This is a genomic window from Corynebacterium antarcticum, from assembly GCF_016595285.2.
Lineage (GTDB): Bacteria > Actinomycetota > Actinomycetes > Mycobacteriales > Mycobacteriaceae > Corynebacterium > Corynebacterium antarcticum.
The window spans coordinates 219207-236262 of sequence record NZ_JAENIP020000003.1; the positions used below are offsets into that span (position 1 = coordinate 219207).

General features: G+C 65.8%; 19 protein-coding genes and 1 pseudogene. 12 read left to right on the forward strand and 8 right to left on the reverse strand.

What is annotated here, in order from left to right; all coding sequences use genetic code 11:
* The first annotated feature begins 17 nt into the window (after positions 1 to 17).
* Positions 18 to 257, forward strand: a complete 240-nt coding sequence (locus JIM95_RS11580; protein ID WP_410170773.1) for an AAA family ATPase — start codon at positions 18 to 20, stop codon at positions 255 to 257.
* 39 nt (positions 258 to 296) lie between these two features.
* The gene (locus tag JIM95_RS08345; RefSeq protein WP_200259947.1) at positions 297 to 686 is read left to right on the forward strand and encodes a hypothetical protein; all 390 of its coding nucleotides are present in this window, start codon (positions 297 to 299) and stop codon (positions 684 to 686) included.
* A gap of 198 nt (positions 687 to 884) precedes the next feature.
* Here the strand turns inward: JIM95_RS08345 and JIM95_RS08350 are convergent, their stop codons facing one another.
* Positions 885 to 1355, reverse strand: a complete 471-nt coding sequence (locus JIM95_RS08350) for a hypothetical protein (protein WP_200259950.1) — start codon at positions 1353 to 1355, stop codon at positions 885 to 887.
* Positions 1356 to 1822: 467 nt separating this feature from the next.
* Between JIM95_RS08350 and JIM95_RS08355 the strand changes: the two genes are divergently transcribed.
* On the forward strand, positions 1823 to 2044 hold the full coding sequence (locus JIM95_RS08355) for a hypothetical protein (protein ID WP_200259954.1): 222 nt from the start codon (positions 1823 to 1825) through the stop codon (positions 2042 to 2044).
* Positions 2045 to 2257: 213 nt separating this feature from the next.
* Positions 2258 to 2446: pseudogene (locus JIM95_RS08360) on the forward strand (hypothetical protein); the annotation flags it as partial.
* Between the two features lie 60 nt (positions 2447 to 2506).
* On the opposite strand, the gene JIM95_RS08365 reads toward JIM95_RS08360, so the two are convergent.
* From JIM95_RS08365 to JIM95_RS08380, 4 genes are all read right to left on the reverse strand, one after another.
* Complete coding sequence (locus tag JIM95_RS08365) at positions 2507 to 3373, reverse strand: S1 family peptidase (RefSeq protein WP_200259960.1); 867 nt, start codon at positions 3371 to 3373, stop codon at positions 2507 to 2509.
* A gap of 99 nt (positions 3374 to 3472) precedes the next feature.
* Positions 3473 to 4324, reverse strand: coding sequence for a formate/nitrite transporter family protein (locus JIM95_RS08370; protein ID WP_200259963.1), 852 nt, complete (start codon positions 4322 to 4324; stop codon positions 3473 to 3475).
* A gap of 189 nt (positions 4325 to 4513) precedes the next feature.
* Positions 4514 to 5056 (reverse strand): ribonuclease FAU-1 family protein, encoded by a 543-nt coding sequence (locus tag JIM95_RS08375; protein WP_200259966.1) that lies wholly within the window; start codon positions 5054 to 5056, stop codon positions 4514 to 4516.
* A 6-nt stretch (positions 5057 to 5062) separates the two neighbouring features.
* Positions 5063 to 5788: an Rv1157c family protein gene (locus JIM95_RS08380; protein ID WP_248113536.1), complete on the reverse strand. Its 726-nt coding sequence runs from the start codon at positions 5786 to 5788 to the stop codon at positions 5063 to 5065.
* 434 nt (positions 5789 to 6222) lie between these two features.
* Between JIM95_RS08380 and typA the strand changes: the two genes are divergently transcribed.
* From typA to JIM95_RS08420, 8 genes are all read left to right on the forward strand, one after another.
* Positions 6223 to 8136, forward strand: a complete 1914-nt coding sequence (gene typA / locus JIM95_RS08385; RefSeq protein ID WP_200259972.1) for a translational GTPase TypA — start codon at positions 6223 to 6225, stop codon at positions 8134 to 8136.
* 133 nt (positions 8137 to 8269) lie between these two features.
* A complete protein-coding gene (locus JIM95_RS08390; protein WP_200259975.1) occupies positions 8270 to 10168 on the forward strand; it encodes an ABC transporter family substrate-binding protein in 1899 nt (632 codons plus the stop codon).
* Entirely contained in the window at positions 10169 to 11089 is a 921-nt protein-coding gene (gene mshB, locus JIM95_RS08395; RefSeq protein ID WP_200259978.1) for an N-acetyl-1-D-myo-inositol-2-amino-2-deoxy-alpha-D-glucopyranoside deacetylase, read from the forward strand.
* Complete coding sequence (locus JIM95_RS08400) at positions 11086 to 11493, forward strand: hypothetical protein (protein ID WP_248113538.1); 408 nt, start codon at positions 11086 to 11088, stop codon at positions 11491 to 11493. Before mshB ends, JIM95_RS08400 begins: the two co-directional genes overlap by 4 nt.
* Positions 11494 to 11571: 78 nt before the next feature.
* Positions 11572 to 11889, forward strand: coding sequence for a ferredoxin (gene fdxA, locus JIM95_RS08405; protein ID WP_198735573.1), 318 nt, complete (start codon positions 11572 to 11574; stop codon positions 11887 to 11889).
* Between the two features lie 80 nt (positions 11890 to 11969).
* Positions 11970 to 13085, forward strand: coding sequence for a succinyldiaminopimelate transaminase (gene dapC, locus JIM95_RS08410; protein ID WP_200259981.1), 1116 nt, complete (start codon positions 11970 to 11972; stop codon positions 13083 to 13085).
* Between the two features lie 83 nt (positions 13086 to 13168).
* Positions 13169 to 13915, forward strand: a complete 747-nt coding sequence (locus tag JIM95_RS08415) for a pseudouridine synthase (protein ID WP_200260165.1) — start codon at positions 13169 to 13171, stop codon at positions 13913 to 13915.
* Between the two features lie 191 nt (positions 13916 to 14106).
* Positions 14107 to 14664: a GtrA family protein gene (locus JIM95_RS08420; protein ID WP_200259984.1), complete on the forward strand. Its 558-nt coding sequence runs from the start codon at positions 14107 to 14109 to the stop codon at positions 14662 to 14664.
* Here JIM95_RS08420 and JIM95_RS08425 read toward each other — a convergent pair whose 3' ends face one another.
* The 3 genes from JIM95_RS08425 to JIM95_RS08435 all read right to left on the reverse strand — a co-directional run bounded on the left by JIM95_RS08425 (position 14665) and on the right by JIM95_RS08435 (position 16972).
* Positions 14665 to 15153, reverse strand: a complete 489-nt coding sequence (locus JIM95_RS08425) for a hypothetical protein (protein WP_200259987.1) — start codon at positions 15151 to 15153, stop codon at positions 14665 to 14667.
* On the reverse strand, positions 15150 to 15401 hold the full coding sequence (locus tag JIM95_RS08430; RefSeq protein ID WP_200260168.1) for a helix-turn-helix transcriptional regulator: 252 nt from the start codon (positions 15399 to 15401) through the stop codon (positions 15150 to 15152). Before JIM95_RS08430 ends, JIM95_RS08425 begins: the two co-directional genes overlap by 4 nt.
* Positions 15402 to 15556: 155 nt before the next feature.
* Entirely contained in the window at positions 15557 to 16972 is a 1416-nt protein-coding gene (locus JIM95_RS08435) for an amino acid permease (RefSeq protein ID WP_200259990.1), read from the reverse strand.
* Positions 16973 to 17056: the final 84 nt, after the last annotated feature.

The following is a 17056-nucleotide window of genomic DNA, read 5'->3' on the forward strand; positions in this document are numbered from 1 at the left end:
GCTGCTTCGCTCACGGTATTCGACGAGCAGCCCCTCCGACTTCCAGGGTCTGCGTTGTCGTTGCCCCAGCCTGCGCCGGCAGAACATCCTCGCTCGAGACGACTCGGAGTGCGTGGGAGAACCCCGGAAAAACCGTTCTCGGGCTGGTTCTGACTGGCAAAGCGGCTGACGTGATGGAAGGGGAGGGGCAGCCGTATCGGTGCAGATGTCGCCGGAGTTCTGGACCGATACGGCTGATGCGGAGCCGGGGGCTGTAGTGGCAGATGTTGGGCTGGAACGCCGATACTGTCGTGATCGTGGACGAGGCAGGCCTGGTATCCCCGGAGATGGTGCGCACCTTGAAGACCGCCCAGGCCACAGGCTCGGTAACCATCGTGATGACCGACGCCCTCCACGACTGGAGGCGTGCTACCTCCGAGGATAAGAAATCCCTGGTGGCCTCGAACCGGAGCTCTGAATCGAGCGGTGCAGAAGGTGGTGGACGAGTGCGTCGAGATGACCGGGCGTTTGTAGGGGATGCGCCTCTGACCCGCCGTGATGACCGGTCGCTGACTACGGGTGTGGGCGATGTGGTGCGCAACGGGCAGCGTCGGGTAGTCGAGCAGATCACCCCGGACGGAACGAAGCGGCCGCCGACCGTACGGGACACATTCCACTGCGACGCTGAGTGCATGATCACGGTGTGAACTGGAAAAACTCTCCACCGGGCGCTCCGCCCAGGGGCCGGTCATGGATGTGGCCCGCGTGTTTGGTCGGGTCGACAAGGCCGAGAAGTATGCGCCGATGGTGTGCGGGCGGCAGGGTAACCGCCGATAAAAGTCCTTTCGGTATCTATCGATTTTTCTATGGAGTACGTGTTGAGCTCAAACTGTGTCTGTTGTAGATCACTTGGGGGAATCGGACTTTACGGTTGCCTGTGCAATTAGTCCAAATACTGCGGATACAAGGAGCGCTCCCATGAAGCTGAAGATAACACCGACTCCCTCTTGGGAACCGACTCCAAAAGAAACCCCGAATGACATTACCGTGGATAGGCCCGATGCCAGTAGGACAGTGAAAAGGATTGCTTCGCCTTTTCTTGATGCCCTATATTTGGAAAGTGATGCTGAACAGATTGCAAGCGTTATTCCACAAGCTACAACTTGCCAAATAGGCACTTCGGCCGGAGGTCGTTTTTGGAATGTGTCGCTGATGGAGTGGTAATCATTCCATGAAAGCCATAGTGTGGCAGTGATAATTCCAAGGAGATAGGATGTGAATGCTGGGCCTATAATGCTTCGTAATTCACTTCTTTTCTCCCGTTTTTTCATTTCCCTGGCAATGATTGCTATTCCGATCGCTGTTGGAAGTATCACCAGCCATGTTGTGCCTAAGAGAAACTGGGTAGGTTGAAACAAACTCAACTCCTAGAGATTATCGAGATGGGCGCCAGTCACGGCCAGCCGGTAGACGTCGCGGAAGTATCGGCAATTGTAGTGTCTCGAGTCTACTGCTGTGTGGACGTTGCTGCATACTTTTTCCATGTGTTGGAAGAGGTGATCATTGCAGTCCCAGTAGCCTTAGCGGTTTCGGTCAGCTCTGTCCATGCACATGTCATGTCGCGCGCATGCTCCAATGTGCATGGGTCGGTTAACTATGTTATACAATGGTTGTAAAAACTGCCGAGCTTCTTTGTTTGACGGCAGGACCTACGGTTGCTCTGTGGTCTCTCAGAATCGCGCTAGACAATCTACGGCAGGTCAACGATGTAACTTGCTGCCAATGGAAAGGCCGTTCTTATCAAATCAAGACCGTTCCGGGACGAGGAAACTGTACTCCGTAAATGAAATCACTTAAATTCCTCCTGGTCGTGTTAATGATTTGGCTGGTAACCCAAATCATTGTTTGGAGCTTTGCCGAAATGGTATTAGGCGATAGCGGGCTGGCTCATGTCCTGGGTCTCGAAGAAACAGATCCCTACCTCAAAATTCTTGTCTACACCCTTTTTCCATTACCCTTGGCTGTTGCGCTTGCGCGTCCAGTGATTGGGAGGCATGACGCCTGATGTAAACGGCTCTGGCCTGGTTTTCATGGGTTGATGATTCTGGGGTGTCGCTACAGTTTCTGGCCCGTTGTCCTACGAGATACGGTGGCGGCTTGAATTAGCCTTCAGGTCCGGCGCTTTTCCACATGCTCTGCTCGTGTTGTCTGTCGGGGTCGGGGTGGCGGGGTGAAGCTCCCATCATCCGTGAACCCGCTGCCCCGCGGCAGACGGTAGACGACAGACGACATCGTCGTGATGAAGCAGGGGCGGGCCGTCGAGGCGGGTACCGCCGACGAAATCTTCGCCGGAGCGAAGGAAGCGTACACCCGGGATCTCATCGACTCGGTTCCCGGTCTCGGGAGCGAACTCGGGGCGACCATCGAGACGAGTTCGTCCCGCACGAAAGGCCCGGCCCCACGATGAGAATCGGGGGTCGGGCCTTTCGTCTGTCCGGGGGTGGTGCCGGACGGGCGCGGTGCCCTTCTAGGAGGATCCGACCGGGGGAAGTCCCCGGAGAAGGAAGGAGAGCTCCGGCGGAAGCTGCAGCATGCTGCTCCCGAAAGGCAGGGGATCGGGACGGTCCGGCACGACGGTCGGGTATCTTGTGGCGTCAACGAGCGGTGCCGGCGAGCCGATGGGCGCCGGTCGGGGCGCGCCGGAGTACCGGCTGATCCACTCGAGGTGCTCGGCGACCGGGATGTACCAGGCGACCGTGCCGTCGACCGTGTTCTCGGCTCCGGCGTTCGACATGGCGATCACCCCGGTGACCGCACCGTCCATGAATACGGCGCCGCCCGAGTCGCCCGGCTGGATGCGGCCGCTGTCGACCCAGGTCTCGACCATCGTTGCGGAGCGGTTGGGGCTGGGGACATTGGTCACGCGGCGCTGGACCGTCACGGCGGACTCCTGGACCGGGGGAGCGATGCTGCCGTGGATCCCGCCCCAGCCGATGGCCTGCCCGATGTCGCCGGGCTGCATGTGGTGCCCGGAGAGTGCCGCCACCGGTGCCGCCGACGGGCGGTCGAGCTTCACCAGGGTGAGGTCCACCGTCGGGTGGATGATGACCTCGCGGGCGAAGTGATTCTCGGAGCGGTAGGTTGGTCCGACGTGGATCTCCGAGGTGTCGCCCTGTCCGACACAGTGTTCGGCGGTGAGAACCCATTCCGGTGCGATCAGCGTGCCGGTGCAGTTCATGTCGCCGAGTGCGAGCCGGACCGCTGATGCGGCCCGGGTGGGATGGGCGTTGTGGGCCCCGACGATCGCACCTGCGGGGACCGCCGTTGCCAGGGGGGACAGCAGCGCGGCGCCTACGGCGGTTGTCGCGAGTGCACGGCGGATGCGGTGGGCCATGATCGGTGGATTCCTCTGCGGTGGGGTACTGGTGGTCGTGGTGCCGGTGTGGCCCGTGTGTTTCCGGGCCCTTTCCGAGACACTCTACCTTCGTGTGCGCTACTGGGGGTGCTTCCCGGCGGGGGAATCCCCGTTCTTCTGTTCACGTACGACCTGGCCCGCCTGGACGAAGCGGAGGGCGGAAACGAGTCCCAGCCCGCCGATCAGGTTGGCCAGGGCAACCCACCAGACGAAGGAGAGCCAGTCGGTGAACACCAGTCCCGACTCCCCGGTGAAGAGACCACCGAAGATGAACAGGGTGTCGAGGATCGAGTGGACGATGCCCGTGGCCGACAACAGGAATCCGCCGATGGTGCTGGCGATGATCATGGGGACGACCTCGTCGGTGAACTGGTGCATGCGGGTGACCAGGGTGAGGAACATTCCACCGAGCGCGGCGAGGATGACGTGCTGCGGGTCGATCGGCATGAGCGCGTAGTGGCGGGCCTCCTCGATGAGATGCGGGTGCATGTCCGGGTAGGCGACGACGAGGAGCGCCATGATGACCGCTGCACCGATGATGTTCCCGGCGAAGGTGATCGCCCAGAATCTCACGAGACGGTGGAGGGGCATCTTTCCGGCGACGACGGAGGAGACTGGGACCAGGAAGCCCTCGGTGAATAGCTCCGAGTGTGCGAGGAGGATGATGACGAGGCCGATCGCGAACGCGATCGATCCGAGCATCTCGCTGCCGGTGGAGGCGGTCACGATGTACTCGGCGAGCAGTCCGACACCGACCTCGAGCGAGCCCATGATCCCGGTGACCAGCAGCGCCGCCGGGGGGCGGACCAGGCGCTCGGTCCCTTCGTTGATCTGCTTGATCATCGCCTCCGACAGGCCGTCGGTGTCGGTGTCGTCGTCTTCCCGGCAGTCGAGGGGGGCGATTCTGGTCGGATCGTGTTCGTCGGACATTGCGGACTCCTTGGCCGTTTCAGCGCGTGCCGATGTCACACAGTCCCGATCGGGTCGGATCGGGTACCGGGATGGGGCGCGGATGGTGTGCCGGGCCGGAAGATCCGGCCGGTGGGCGGGAGGTCAGTGTAGCCAGCGGGTACCACGGCGGGAAATCCACGGGGGTCCGGGAAGTACTACTCCCGCGTACTACTCGGGGGGAGTGAGGGTGACCGTGGCGGGATCCGCCCAGTCGAGCTCGATGCCCTTCTTCCGGAGCCAGGCCATGAGGTCGTCGTTGTTTCTGGTGATTCCCTCGACCGCGAGAAGCGTGGTGTCGATCGCGGTTTCGGCGTCCTCCGCGGAGATCAGGCCGGCTGAGGTGGCCGCGGCGAGCTCGTCTATGTCCATGACCTCGACCGGTTCGCCGGTGACGGAGACCAGGTCGACGTAGAGATCACGGGTGCGCCATGTGCCGTCCGTACCGACCGTGATCTCCGCGACGTCGACGTAGAAGTCCTGGTGGACGTCGACACCGTCGCGGAAGTGGAAGATGTTGACCCGCAGGCCCAGCCCCGGGAGGAGCCAGGTCTCCAGGTAGCCGAACCGTGGATGATTGGCGCCCCGGGCCATGTAGAGGCCGAAGTCCGTCGAGCGGTAGGTGTCGACCTCACGGATGAATCCCTTGGGATCGGTGTTCGTGCCGCCGTCGATGTCGAAACTCTCGTGCTTCACGGGGTGCAGATCGGTCATGTCTGGTTACCTCACGTCGAAGATGCCGGTGGTCGGGAGGAATCGGCAGGTGGAGTCGCCGCCGTCCCCGGTGGTGGTCACACCACCGTCGAGGAGCGCGACGATCGTCCCCGTTCCGGTGTCGGCGGTTCCCGCGATCGTGGCGGGCCCGTCCGGGTTGATGCCGGTGTAGGTGAGGGGGGTCACGCCGGTGCGCAGGTTGCTGATGTTGATCCAGCGGACCTGCATGGACGCCTGCTGGTTCTCCGCGACGCGTCCGGTGCCGAGTGCGGTGAAGACGAAGGTCGCGTGACCCGCGGGGACCCCGGGCAGCGGCAGATCGGCGGGTCCGGGAACCGCGATCGCCGTTCCGGTCGCCCTGTTCTCGCCTCCGATGCAGTTCTCGGCGACGGTGGGCCAACCGAACTGGGCGAAGACCGGCGCATTCTCGGGGAGCGGGGCACCCGGTTCGCCGCCCCCCTCGAAGAAACCGACCGCCGCGAGCAGCATGTCGCGGATCTTCTCCGGGAGGAACTCCTGCGCCGCGAGGTCGCGGAGCTGCTGGAGAATGTGCGGGGCGGGGCGGCCGAGGTGGTCCACCGGCGGCGGCGGAAGCTGGGGGAGTCCGGGGGCACTGGAGCCGACGGGTGCCGACCCCGCGGGATCCGCGGTCGCGGGTGATGCGCCGAGAATCGCCGTGGACAGGAGGAGAGTCGCTGTGGCGGCGGCGATGCTGCGGGAGGTGGCTGGCACGGGGACGGACTCCATCTGTCTTTGTGTGATCGTGGGAAAGGGGTTGGACGGGTGTGGGAGGAGAGCTTCCACGGAGCCGGAGACACCCATTCGCACTCGCTCACACCATTCACTAAAGCAACATGCGTAACTTTAGCCCCATTCATTTAGTTTTGCACCAGTCGGTCCGGGGCCGATTGTGGTGGATGGGCGGTGTTCCCGCCCCTCGGGGGAGTCGGGGAAACCGTCGCCCGGGTCACTCCCTGTGTCGCGGAAAGATAACGATTCGTTACACAACCGGGTCGGGATCACAGTGCGGCACGGTGACCCGACCACACGCCGAAAAGGGGGAAAGTGTGGTTCCGGCACCGATGCGGGTACGCTGAACCACCGATTAACACAGCGGCGGGCGCTTCAGTCCCTCCGCTCGCATTCCGCCAGGAGAGAAAACACCAGTGAGCACCACAGAGTTCCGTAACGTCGCGATCGTCGCGCACGTCGATCACGGAAAGACCACCCTCGTCGACGCCATGCTGCGTCAGTCCGGCGCCTTCGAGGAACGCGCCGAACCCGTCGACCGCGTGATGGACTCCGGGGACCTGGAAAAGGAAAAGGGCATCACGATTCTGGCCAAGAACACGGCCATCCGACGCAAGGGGGTCGGCAAGGACGGCGCCGATCTGGTCATCAACGTCATCGACACCCCGGGGCACGCCGACTTCGGTGGCGAGGTCGAGCGCGCGCTGTCCATGGTTGACGGTGTCGTCCTGCTCGTCGACGCCTCCGAGGGTCCGCTGCCCCAGACCCGTTTCGTGCTGGGCAAGGCCCTCGCCGCGAAGATGCCGGTCATCATCGTCGTGAACAAGACCGACCGCCCCGACGCCCGCATCGACGAGGTCGTCGACGAGAGCCAGGACCTGCTCCTGGAGCTCGCCTCCACCCTCGAGGACCCGGAGGCCGCCGAGGCCGCCGAGAGTCTGCTCGACCTCCCGGTGCTCTACGCGTCCGGCCGTGAAGGCAAGGCGTCGACGGAGAACCCCGGCAACGGCAACGCGCCGTCGACCGAGAACCTGCAGGACCTCTTCGACGTCCTCTACAACGTTCTCCCGGAGCCCAGCGCGGACCTGAACGGTCCGCTGCAGGCCCACGTCACCAACCTCGACTCCAGCTCGTTCCTCGGCCGGATCGGTCTCGTGCGTGTCCACGCGGGCAGCCTGAAGAAGGGCCAGCAGGTCGCCTGGATCCACTACGACTCCGAGGGAAACCAGCACACCAAGACGGCCAAAATCGCCGAACTGCTCCGTACCGTCGGCGTCAACCGGGTCCCCACCGACGAGGTCATCGCAGGCGACATCGCGGCCATCTCCGGTATCGAGGAGATCATGATCGGTGACACCCTCGCCGATCCCGAGAACCCGGTCGCTCTGCCCCGGATCACCGTCGACGAGCCCGCCATCGCGATGACCATCGGCGTCAACACCTCCCCGATGGCAGGCCGTGGCGGCGGCGACAAGCTCACCGCCCGTGTCGTCAAGGCCCGCCTCGATCAGGAGCTCATCGGCAACGTCTCCATCAAGGTGCTGCCGACCGAGCGTCCCGACGCCTGGGAGGTCCAGGGTCGTGGCGAGATGGCGCTGTCCATCCTCGTCGAGACCATGCGCCGCGAGGGTTTCGAGCTCACCGTCGGCAAGCCCCAGGTGGTCACCCGGACCATCGACGGCAAGTTGCACGAACCCTTCGAGCACATCGTCATCGACGTTCCCGCCGAGTTCCAGGGTGCCATCACCCAGCTGCTGGCCGCCCGCAAGGGACAGATGCTGTCCATGGACAACACCGGCACCGACTGGGTCCGCATGGAGTTCTCCGTCCCGGCCCGTGGCCTGATCGGTTTCCGTACCACGTTCATGACGGAGACCCGCGGCACCGGTATCGCGAACCACTACTCCGAGGGCTATAAGCCCTGGGCCGGCGAGATCAAGGGCCGCGCCTCCGGTTCCCTGGTCGCCGACCGCACGGGTCAGATCACCGCCTACGCCCTTCAGCAGCTGGCGGACCGCGGTTCCTTCTTCGTGGAGCCCGGAACCCAGGCTTACGAGGGCATGGTCGTCGGTGCGAACAACCGCGACGAGGACATGGACATCAACATCACCCGTGAGAAGAAGCTGACCAACATGCGCTCGGCCAACGCCGACGCCACGGTCACGCTCGCGAAGGCCCGGAACCTCACCCTCGACGAGGCCATGGAGTTCTGCGGCCAGGACGAGTGCGTCGAGGTCACCCCGGAGGTCATCCGGGTGCGTAAGGCGATCCTCAACGCCACCGAACGCGGTCGCGCCCGCTCCCGCGACAAGCAGCGCAACAAGGGCTGATCCCCGAATTCCCGGACGCGAACCTCCGGACGATCGACACCCCGCTGACCCGGCGACACCACAGATGCCCGGGCGGCGGGGTGTCCGCGTGAGCGCGGCCCCTCCGGGAACCCGCACGGACTAGGATGGACGTGTGTCTGTTCTCTCGAGTTGGATCCCGGTGAAGGGTGTTTCCCGTACCCCGACCGGTGCCTCCGCGGCCCGGCGACCCCGACCCCTCCGGTGGACGGCGGTCGCACTCACCTCGACGCTCGTCATGACGGTGGCCGGCTGCTCCTCCGACGAACCCACGCCCCTTCCGGCCACGCCCGCCGCCGGGAGCCCGTCGGTGATACCTCAACAGGCCCCGGACCACACCGGCGGCGCCTCGGACGGGTCCGCGCTGGCGCAGGAGATCACCATCGGGATCGACCCGCTCGACGGCGGATTCAACCCGCACCTCATCTCCCAGGATTCGGCCTTCGTCCAGGCCCTCGCAGACCTGGTCCTCCCGGGGGTGTACGTCAACGACGAACTCAACACCGATCTCGTGGAGTCGGTCGACTTCATCGATCCGCCGACTCCGGGGGTCGCGCAGACCGTGCGTTACGAGCTGAACCCGGCGGCGCAGTGGTCCGACGGAACCCCGATCACCGGCGCTGACTTCAGTTACCTCCGGGATTCGATGGTCTCCACCCCGGGCGTCATCGGTGCCGCCGGATACGGGCAGATCAGTGCGATCCGGACATCCGGTGGCGGCCGCACCGTGGACGTGGATTTCCGGCGCCGTGTCGCCGATGTCAGCGGGCTGTTCGACCACCTCCTGCCCAGTCATCTCCTCCGCGACGCCACCGACGGATTCACGAGAGGCCTGGACGAGTCCATCCCGGCAGCCGGTGGGCGGTACACGGTGGATCAGGTGGACCGGCAACGGGGGATCGTGACTCTGGTCCGCAACGACCGCTTCTGGGGATCGGACCCGGCGAGAACCGAGACGCTGGTGTTCCGCGAGATCCGCTCCGTCCAGCAGGGGGTGCAGATGCTCCGCTCCGGGCAGGTCAGCTACTTCGACCTCACCCCTGCGGAGACGACATTCGACGCCTTCAGCCTCCTGCCGGACACCCGGGTGTCCGTGCGGCAGCGGGAGGCGGCCCTCGAGCTGACCATGTCGGTGACCTCACCGATCCTCTCCACCGCTGCCCTCCGCCGGGAGTTCGCCGCACTCATCGACAGGGGTGTGGTCGCCCGTCTCGCCACCGGGCGCTCCACCGATCTCGATATTCCGGGCGGTGTGCTGGGGGAGGAGGACCCGACGGCCTTCGCGTCCGCCCTCGCACGGGGAACGTCGCCGGAGGACGGGGACGCGGGTGCCACCGGCCCGGCCGGTGAGTCGCCTTCCACCACACCCGCGGGACCCACCGGCCCCACCCTCGAGGCCGCGATCCGCAACCGCCCTCTCCGCATCGCCGCGGACCCGTCCGACCGGACGGCGACCGCTGCGGCGAACACCATCGTCGATCTCCTCGCCCGGAAGGAGGTCGCCGCCGAGGTCGTGCTCGCCCCATTCACCGAGATCGCCGGAGATCTTCTGCCTTCCGGGGAAGTCGACGCCGTTGTCGGCAGACTCCGGAGCACGCTCGATCCCGTCGCGGTGGCGGACCGGTTCCTGTGTCCCGGTGCGGTCGATCCGTCGGATGTGACCGCCTCCACCGCGAATCGCGCGAGCGACGTCTCCTCGATGTCCTCGCGCTCCCGGAAACGCCCGGTGATCAGGACCGGGAATCTCTCGGGCATCTGCTCCAGGACCCTGGACGGTACGCTGATGTCGGTGCTGGCCGGTGAGGAGACCCTCGATGCGGTACTGCCCGAGCTGCGCCGGGTCGAGGAGCGGGAGATGCTCACCGTCCCGCTCCTCGCGGAGACCCGCATCATCGTCCGGGGACCCGGTATCGTGGTGCCGGACACCGATATCGAAGAATGGTCCGGGCATCCGGAGCGGACGACCAGCCTACTGTCGACCGCCGCCGGATGGACCGCCGTGGAGGAGCAGTAGATGAGTGGACACGACCTCACGGGTCTGACGGTGTGCGCGGTGCACGCGCACCCGGATGACGAGGCGATCTGGACCGGCGGGCTGCTCGCCCACCTCGCCCGCCGGGGCGCCGACGTCACCGTCATCACCTGCACGCTCGGCGAACAGGGTGAGGTCATCGGAGATCCCTACCAGGGACTCGTCGCGGATGTCGCGGACCAGCTCGGTGGATTCCGGATCGCGGAACTCACGGAGTCGCTCGTGCATCTCGGGGCGTCGGGCATTCACCTAGGGGGCGCCGGATGCTGGCGCGACTCGGGTATGGCCGGCGATCCCGCGAACCGGCACCCCCGGGCATTCACCAACTCCGGTGAACGATCGGTCGAACAGCTCGTCAGCGTGTTCCGCGACATCCGCCCGCAGCTGGTGGTCACCTACGGGCCCGACGGTGGTTACGGGCACCCCGATCACGTCCGTGCGCACGAGATCACGCACGCCGCGGTCGCGGAACTGGTGGCGCGGGAGCCCGAGGACCGGGCTCCGCAGCGCATCCTCTGGGCGGTGACCGGGCGCGCTGATCAGCGTGCGGGACTCGACGCCATCTCCCGGATCCCCGACGGGTGGCGCCGGGCGGAGCCGGGCGAGCTCGCCTCCGTCGAGGGTCACGACCTCACCATCACCCTGGACGACGGTTCCCTGGCGGCGAAGAAGGCGGCGATGGCGGCGCACGCCACGCAGATCTGGTTCGCCGACGGCTCGGTCAGCCGCGTCAATCCGGTGGCGGCCTTCGCCGCCGTCGACGATCCTGGGGCGGCACCCCACGTGTTCGCGTTGAGCAACCTCATCGCGCAGCCGCTGCTGCGGAACGAGTGTTACCGGGTCGGGTGGGGCATCCCGCTGGACGGCGGGTCGGATCCGGTGGCTGGACTGGAGTTCCCGTGACCATCGATGCTCCATCAGATCGCTACATCTACCGCGAGCACACGACGGGGGAGAAGGTCGTGGGACTGGCGTGGCTCTCCGTCGGTGCTCTGCTGTCCGTGCTTCTCGAGGTGGTGTACGTCGGAGCCCGGATCACGGTGCCGACGGGACAGACCGTCGCTTTTCCATTCACCATCCTGATCGCCTTCGGGTTCACCCTCGTCCTGTCCCGGACGGCCCTGCTGTGGACGGAGAACCGCCTCGTCGCGGGGATCCCACTGGGCGTCTGGCTGCTCGGATACCTCGCCCTGCTCATCTGGCCGGAGGTGACAGGGGACATCATCGTCGCCCAGACATTGCGCGGGGCGCTGCTACTCGTGGCCGGGACCGCCGGTGGCGGTTGGCCGTTGATACGGGGGAAGTGACACAATGGGGTCCGGCGACGGACCAGCCCCTGTCGTCCGACCACCCGAACCGTTTCCACCTGGAGCAACCGAACCACGATGACCTACGTAATTGCGCAGCCCTGCGTCGACGTCATGGACAAGGCATGTGTCGAAGAATGCCCTGTCGACTGCATCTACGAGGGAAAGCGCTCGCTGTACATCCACCCCGACGAGTGCGTCGACTGTGGTGCCTGCGAGCCCGTGTGCCCGACCGAGGCGATCTTCTACGAGGATGACGTCCCGGACGAGTGGATCGACTACACCGACGCGAACGCCGCCTTCTTCGACGATCTCGGTTCGCCCGGTGGCGCCGCCCGCCTCGGACAGCAGGACTTCGATCCGCCACTGGTGGACAAGCTGCCCCCGCAGGCCTGAGTGCGGCGGGGGACGGCCCGGCGGGATCCACGGTGACCCGCCGGGCCGTCGTCTGTCCGCGGACGGGTATAAACAGTGGTATGGCATCTCTCACCCGCACCCCTCCCGGTAACGCCCTGCCCGACTTTCCGTGGGACACCATCGCCGACGTGAAGAGGAAGGCGGCGCAGCACGAGGACGGCATCGTCAACCTCTCCGTCGGAACCCCGGTCGACGAGGTCGCGGAACCGGTCCGTGCCGCCCTCGCCGCTGCAGCCGCCGAGCCGGGATATCCGCAGACGACCGGCACCCCGGAGCTGAATCGGGCACTGGTGGAGGGACTCACCCGTCGCTACAACATGACGGGACTGACACCGGAGTGCGTCCTGCCGGTCATCGGCACCAAGGAGGCCATCGCGCTGCTTCCGATGCTGCTCGGCGTCGGCGCGGGACACACGGTCATCATCCCGGAGGTCGCGTACCCCACCTACGAGGTGGCCGCGCTCATGTCCGGTGCCCGCGCCCAGCGGGCGGACTCACTGACCCAGATCGGTCCGGCGACGCCGACGATGATGTTCATCAATTCGCCCTCGAATCCGACGGGCAAGGTACTCGGCATCGAGCACCTGCGTAAGGTCGTCGGCTGGGCGCGGGAACGCGGAGTGATCCTCTGCAGCGACGAGTGCTACATCGGCCTGGGCTGGGATGACGGGAACCCGCCCCTGTCCATCCTCGACGAACGGGTCTGCGGGGGTGACCACACCGGCCTCATCGCGATCCACTCCCTGTCCAAGTCCTCGAACATGGCCAGTTACCGCGCCGGGGTGCTCGCGGGCGATGAGGGATTGATCGGTCAGCTGCTCGAGGTGCGCAAGCACTGCGGTCTCATGATGCCGGGCCCGATTCAGTCCGCGATGGTCGCCGCACTCGATGATGATGCGCAGGAAGCGGAGCAGAAGGAGCGGTACCGGGCGCGCCGGGACAAGCTTCTCGCCGCCCTGACGGGCGCCGGCTTCACCGTCGACAACTCGGAGGCCGGGCTCTACCTCTGGGCCACCCGCGGCGAGAACTGCCGGAGCACCCTTGACTGGTTCGCCGAACGCGGCATCCTCGTCGCCCCGGGCGACTTCTACGGCCCCAGGGGGGCGAGCCACGTCCGGATGGCGCTGACGGGCACGGACGAGCGGATCGACGCCGCGGTGGCGCGACTGGCGTGAGCCGTCGTCCCCTTCCGGTCGTCGACGGCATCTCCCCGCGCCGGGTCGTCCTGCGCGGCGTCGTGCCGGATGACCGTACCTACGTGGCCGGTGACGCGGGCGATTCACCGTTCCGGTTCGGTGAGACGATTCCCGCGGGCACGGTCCTCGAAGGCCCGGTGCCCGCCTGGTTCGCCCCGGTGGTCCCGCCCGAGCCGCCGATCCCCTTCACCCATGACCTGCTCGAGGTCTCGGAGCGGTACGTGGTCGTGGACAAACCCCATTTCCTGCCCGCCACGACGAACGGGCGGATCGTCCGGGAGACCGTCCAGACACGGCTGAGGGTGGAACTGGACAACCCCGACATCGTCCCCCTGCACCGCCTGGACCGGCTGACCGCGGGCGTCCTCTTCTGTTCGGCGGATCCGGGAACCCGGGCCGCCTACCAGAAACTCTTCCAGCGCCGTCAGGTGACCAAGACCTACCGGGCCCGGGTGACGGCGGAACCACCGGTGGGGGACTCGTGGACCACTGTCGACCTGCCGATGCGGAAGGTCGCCGGAGAGCGGGAGGTGCGGGTCACATGCGGGGGTACCCCGACCCGCACCCGGGTCCGCCGGACCGGAGACCGGACGGTCGAGCTGCAACCCGCCACGGGGCACACCCATCAGCTGCGGGTGCTGCTCGCCCACCTGGGGTGCCCGATCGTCGGCGACGACACCTATCCCGTCGACGCGGGGCTGGATCTCCGGGACTTCACCGGGCCTCTGGGGTTGGTCGCCACCCGCCTGGAGTTGACTGATCCGGTCGACGGACGACCCCGGCGGTGGCGGAGTGGGCGACGTCCGTGAACCGTACCGGCGGTGATGATCGCCACTCGGGTGTGGGTCTCAGACCTCTGAATGCGGAACAGGCGGGTCCGTCGAAGTAGAATGTTCTATCTGGTGGGCACCCCGCGATCTGAGGCGCCCCGGGCCGTGCCGATGGACGGACAACGTGCCCCTCCCGTTGCACTGGATCGATAAGGACACCCGAGCACACCATGACGTCAACCGCCGGCCGCTACGCCAACAGTCTCCGACAGTTCATCAAGTTCGGGATCGTCGGTGGTTCGGGGGTCATCGTCAACCTCATCGCCGTCGCCGCGAGCAAGAAGATCGCCTGGTGGTCGAGCGGGATCACGGAGCACGACCCCTTCCTGAATCTGCTCGGATCCGACTACAACATCCGTTGGTACCATGTGTTCCTGACGATCGCCTTCCTCGTCGCCAACGTGTGGAACTTCCAGCTCAACAGGTCCTGGACGTTCCGCTCGTCCACGCATCTGAGCTGGTTCCGCGAGTTCGTGCCGTTCCTGCTCACGGGCCTGGCCGCACTCGTGGTGAGTCTGGTCGTGGTGACGGCCCTGATGAATCCGGAATCACCGTTCACCCTTCCGGCGCACATCTTCGACGATTCGTCCGGGATCCGGACCCGGTTCTACTGGGCGACGTTGATCTCGATCATGGTGGCGATGCCGGTGAACTTCGTCATCAACAAGTTCTGGACGTTCCGCTCGAGTCGCGTCGTCGTCCGGGACCCCGTCGTCCCGGAGTCCTGATCAGTCGGATCCCAGTCGCGCATCGATTCGCCGGATGTCCCGCAGACGGGCGCGGCGGATCAACCCGGGTCCCGCGATGAACATCGCGATGAGCCCGCCGCATGCGCCGACGATCAGTCCGTGGTGCCAGGCCGCGCCCCAGGCCGGGCCGTTCCGCCAGATCCCGGCCAACCAGAACGCGGTGAGAACTCCCGTCAGCACCAGCGCCCATGCCGGTACCCGGGGCGGTGCGGGGCGGGGTACCCGACCGGTCAACCATGCGTCGGCGATCAGCCCGGAGCCGACGGAGGGGAGTACTGCGAGGAAGGACAACAGCGCGTATCCGGGTGGGAGGACCCAGGCGAGAATACCGGCCGTGAGTACGGACAGCTGAGCGCAGAGTATTCGTCCCAGGGTCTGCGAGCGGTGGAACGTCCGGATCTGGAACTCGTCCTCGAACTGGTTCTCCGACCAGCGGATCACCTCGTCCAGATGTCGGGTGACGGTCATCGTCGGTTCCTTTCGTGGGTGATGGTGGGGGAGGCCGTGTTCTGCTCGGAGCCGAAGACCTGCTCGACGGTCGCACCCAGCTCGCGGCAGATCGCCAGGGCCAGATGGACGGACGGGGAGTAGTTGCCCTTCTCGATGTTCGCGATCGTCTGCCTGGTGACGCCGACCCGCTCCGCGAGCTCAGCCTGGGACAGCTCCGTCCACCGGCGGAGTTTGCGCACCAGATTGTCTGTCGTGTCCGAATCCATAGGCATAATGTAAAGAATACTTACTTTTCGGTCAAGGTAACTGTACTCACCGGCGGGGCACGGTGCACAAGGGTGAATCAGAGGGTCCGTCCCCCGTCCCCAGTACGGGGAGTGGAGGGACGGACGGTTACGGTCTGCGAGATGGGGTCGTGGACCTACCGCAGTCCGCGGTTCTCACCGGGCAGGAGCCCCTTCTGCCACGGACTGACGCCACGAATGCGCGAATTGACCAGAGCCGCGATGAACAGCAGGAGGAACATGCCCGCACCGGACATCAGCTGGATGCGTGCGCCGGCGTCAGCGAGCATCAGCAGTCCGAGGGCGACGAGCACGGCGAGGGTCGCCCACGTGCATACGGGCCAGGCCCACATCCGGATCGGCAGCTCCGACACCCGCTCCAGTCGGCGCCGGAGTTTCAGCTCGGAAACGGTGATGAACCCCCAGACGATGAGCAGGGAACCGCCCGCCGCATTGAGCATGAAACCGAGCAGCCAACCCGTGTCCGCGAAATTCAGCACCACCATCACGGTGGCGAGGACGATTGACAGGATGATGGCCGGGACAGGGACCTTTCTGGCATTCACCCGGGAGAAGATCGCCGGAGCGTCACCGCGCTGGGCCAACGAGAACATCATCCGTGAGGAGGCGAACAGCTGGGCGTTGAACGCGGAGAGCAGTGCGAGCACGATCAGCGTCTCCATCAGCCCCACGACCCCGGGTATTCCGGCGAGCCCCAGAACGAGGGCGAACGGGCTGTCCGCCGCGGTGTCGGCCGCCCCGAGAGTGGAGTAGGGCAGGAGGAAGGTGATCACCAGGACACTGCCCAGATAGAACACGCTGATCCTCGTGATCGTCGTACGCACCGCGTTGACCAGTGATCGGCCGGGGTCCTCGGACTCGGCCGCCGCGATGGCGACCACCTCGATGCCGCCGAAGGCGAAGGCCACGGCGAGCATGCCCGCGGCGACTCCGCCCAGTCCGTTCGGCATGAACCCGTCCGCCGTGAACACCGACGACCCGATGTACGGGTGTGCCGGGAGCAGACCGAAGATGAGGAGGAACCCGATGACCAGGAATCCGGCGAGCGCGAGCACCTTGATCAGCGCGAACCAGAACTCGAACTCACCGAAGGCCCGGACACGCAGGAGATTGACCACCCCGAAGAAGACGACGAACACCAGCGCCGGGACCCACTGCGGGATCGACAACCAGGAACCGATGATCGCCGCGGCCCCGGTCATCTCGGCGCCGAGGACCGCGACGGTGGCGAGCCAGTAGATCCAGCCCTGCGTGAACCCCGCCCACCGGCCGATGCCCAGCTCCGCGTACTCGGAGAAGGAGCCGGAGGCCGGAACCACGGAGCCCATCTCGCCGAGCATCCGCATCACCATCACGGCGATCGCCCCGGCGGCGATGTAGGCCAGCAGCACGGCCGGGCCCGCCGCCCGGATCCCGACGCCGGTGCCGAGGAAGAGCCCTGCTCCGATGGTCGATCCGAGGCCCATCATGGTCAGGTGGCGGACCTTGAGCCCGGATCCTAGGTTGGTTCTGGTTGCGGTCACGGCGCTCATGTCTCCTGCTGCGTGTCGGCTGGGAAAAAGGGTTCCGCAGAACAAGTTACGCGCCTGACGGTTCCCGGCGGACACCGGCCCGGC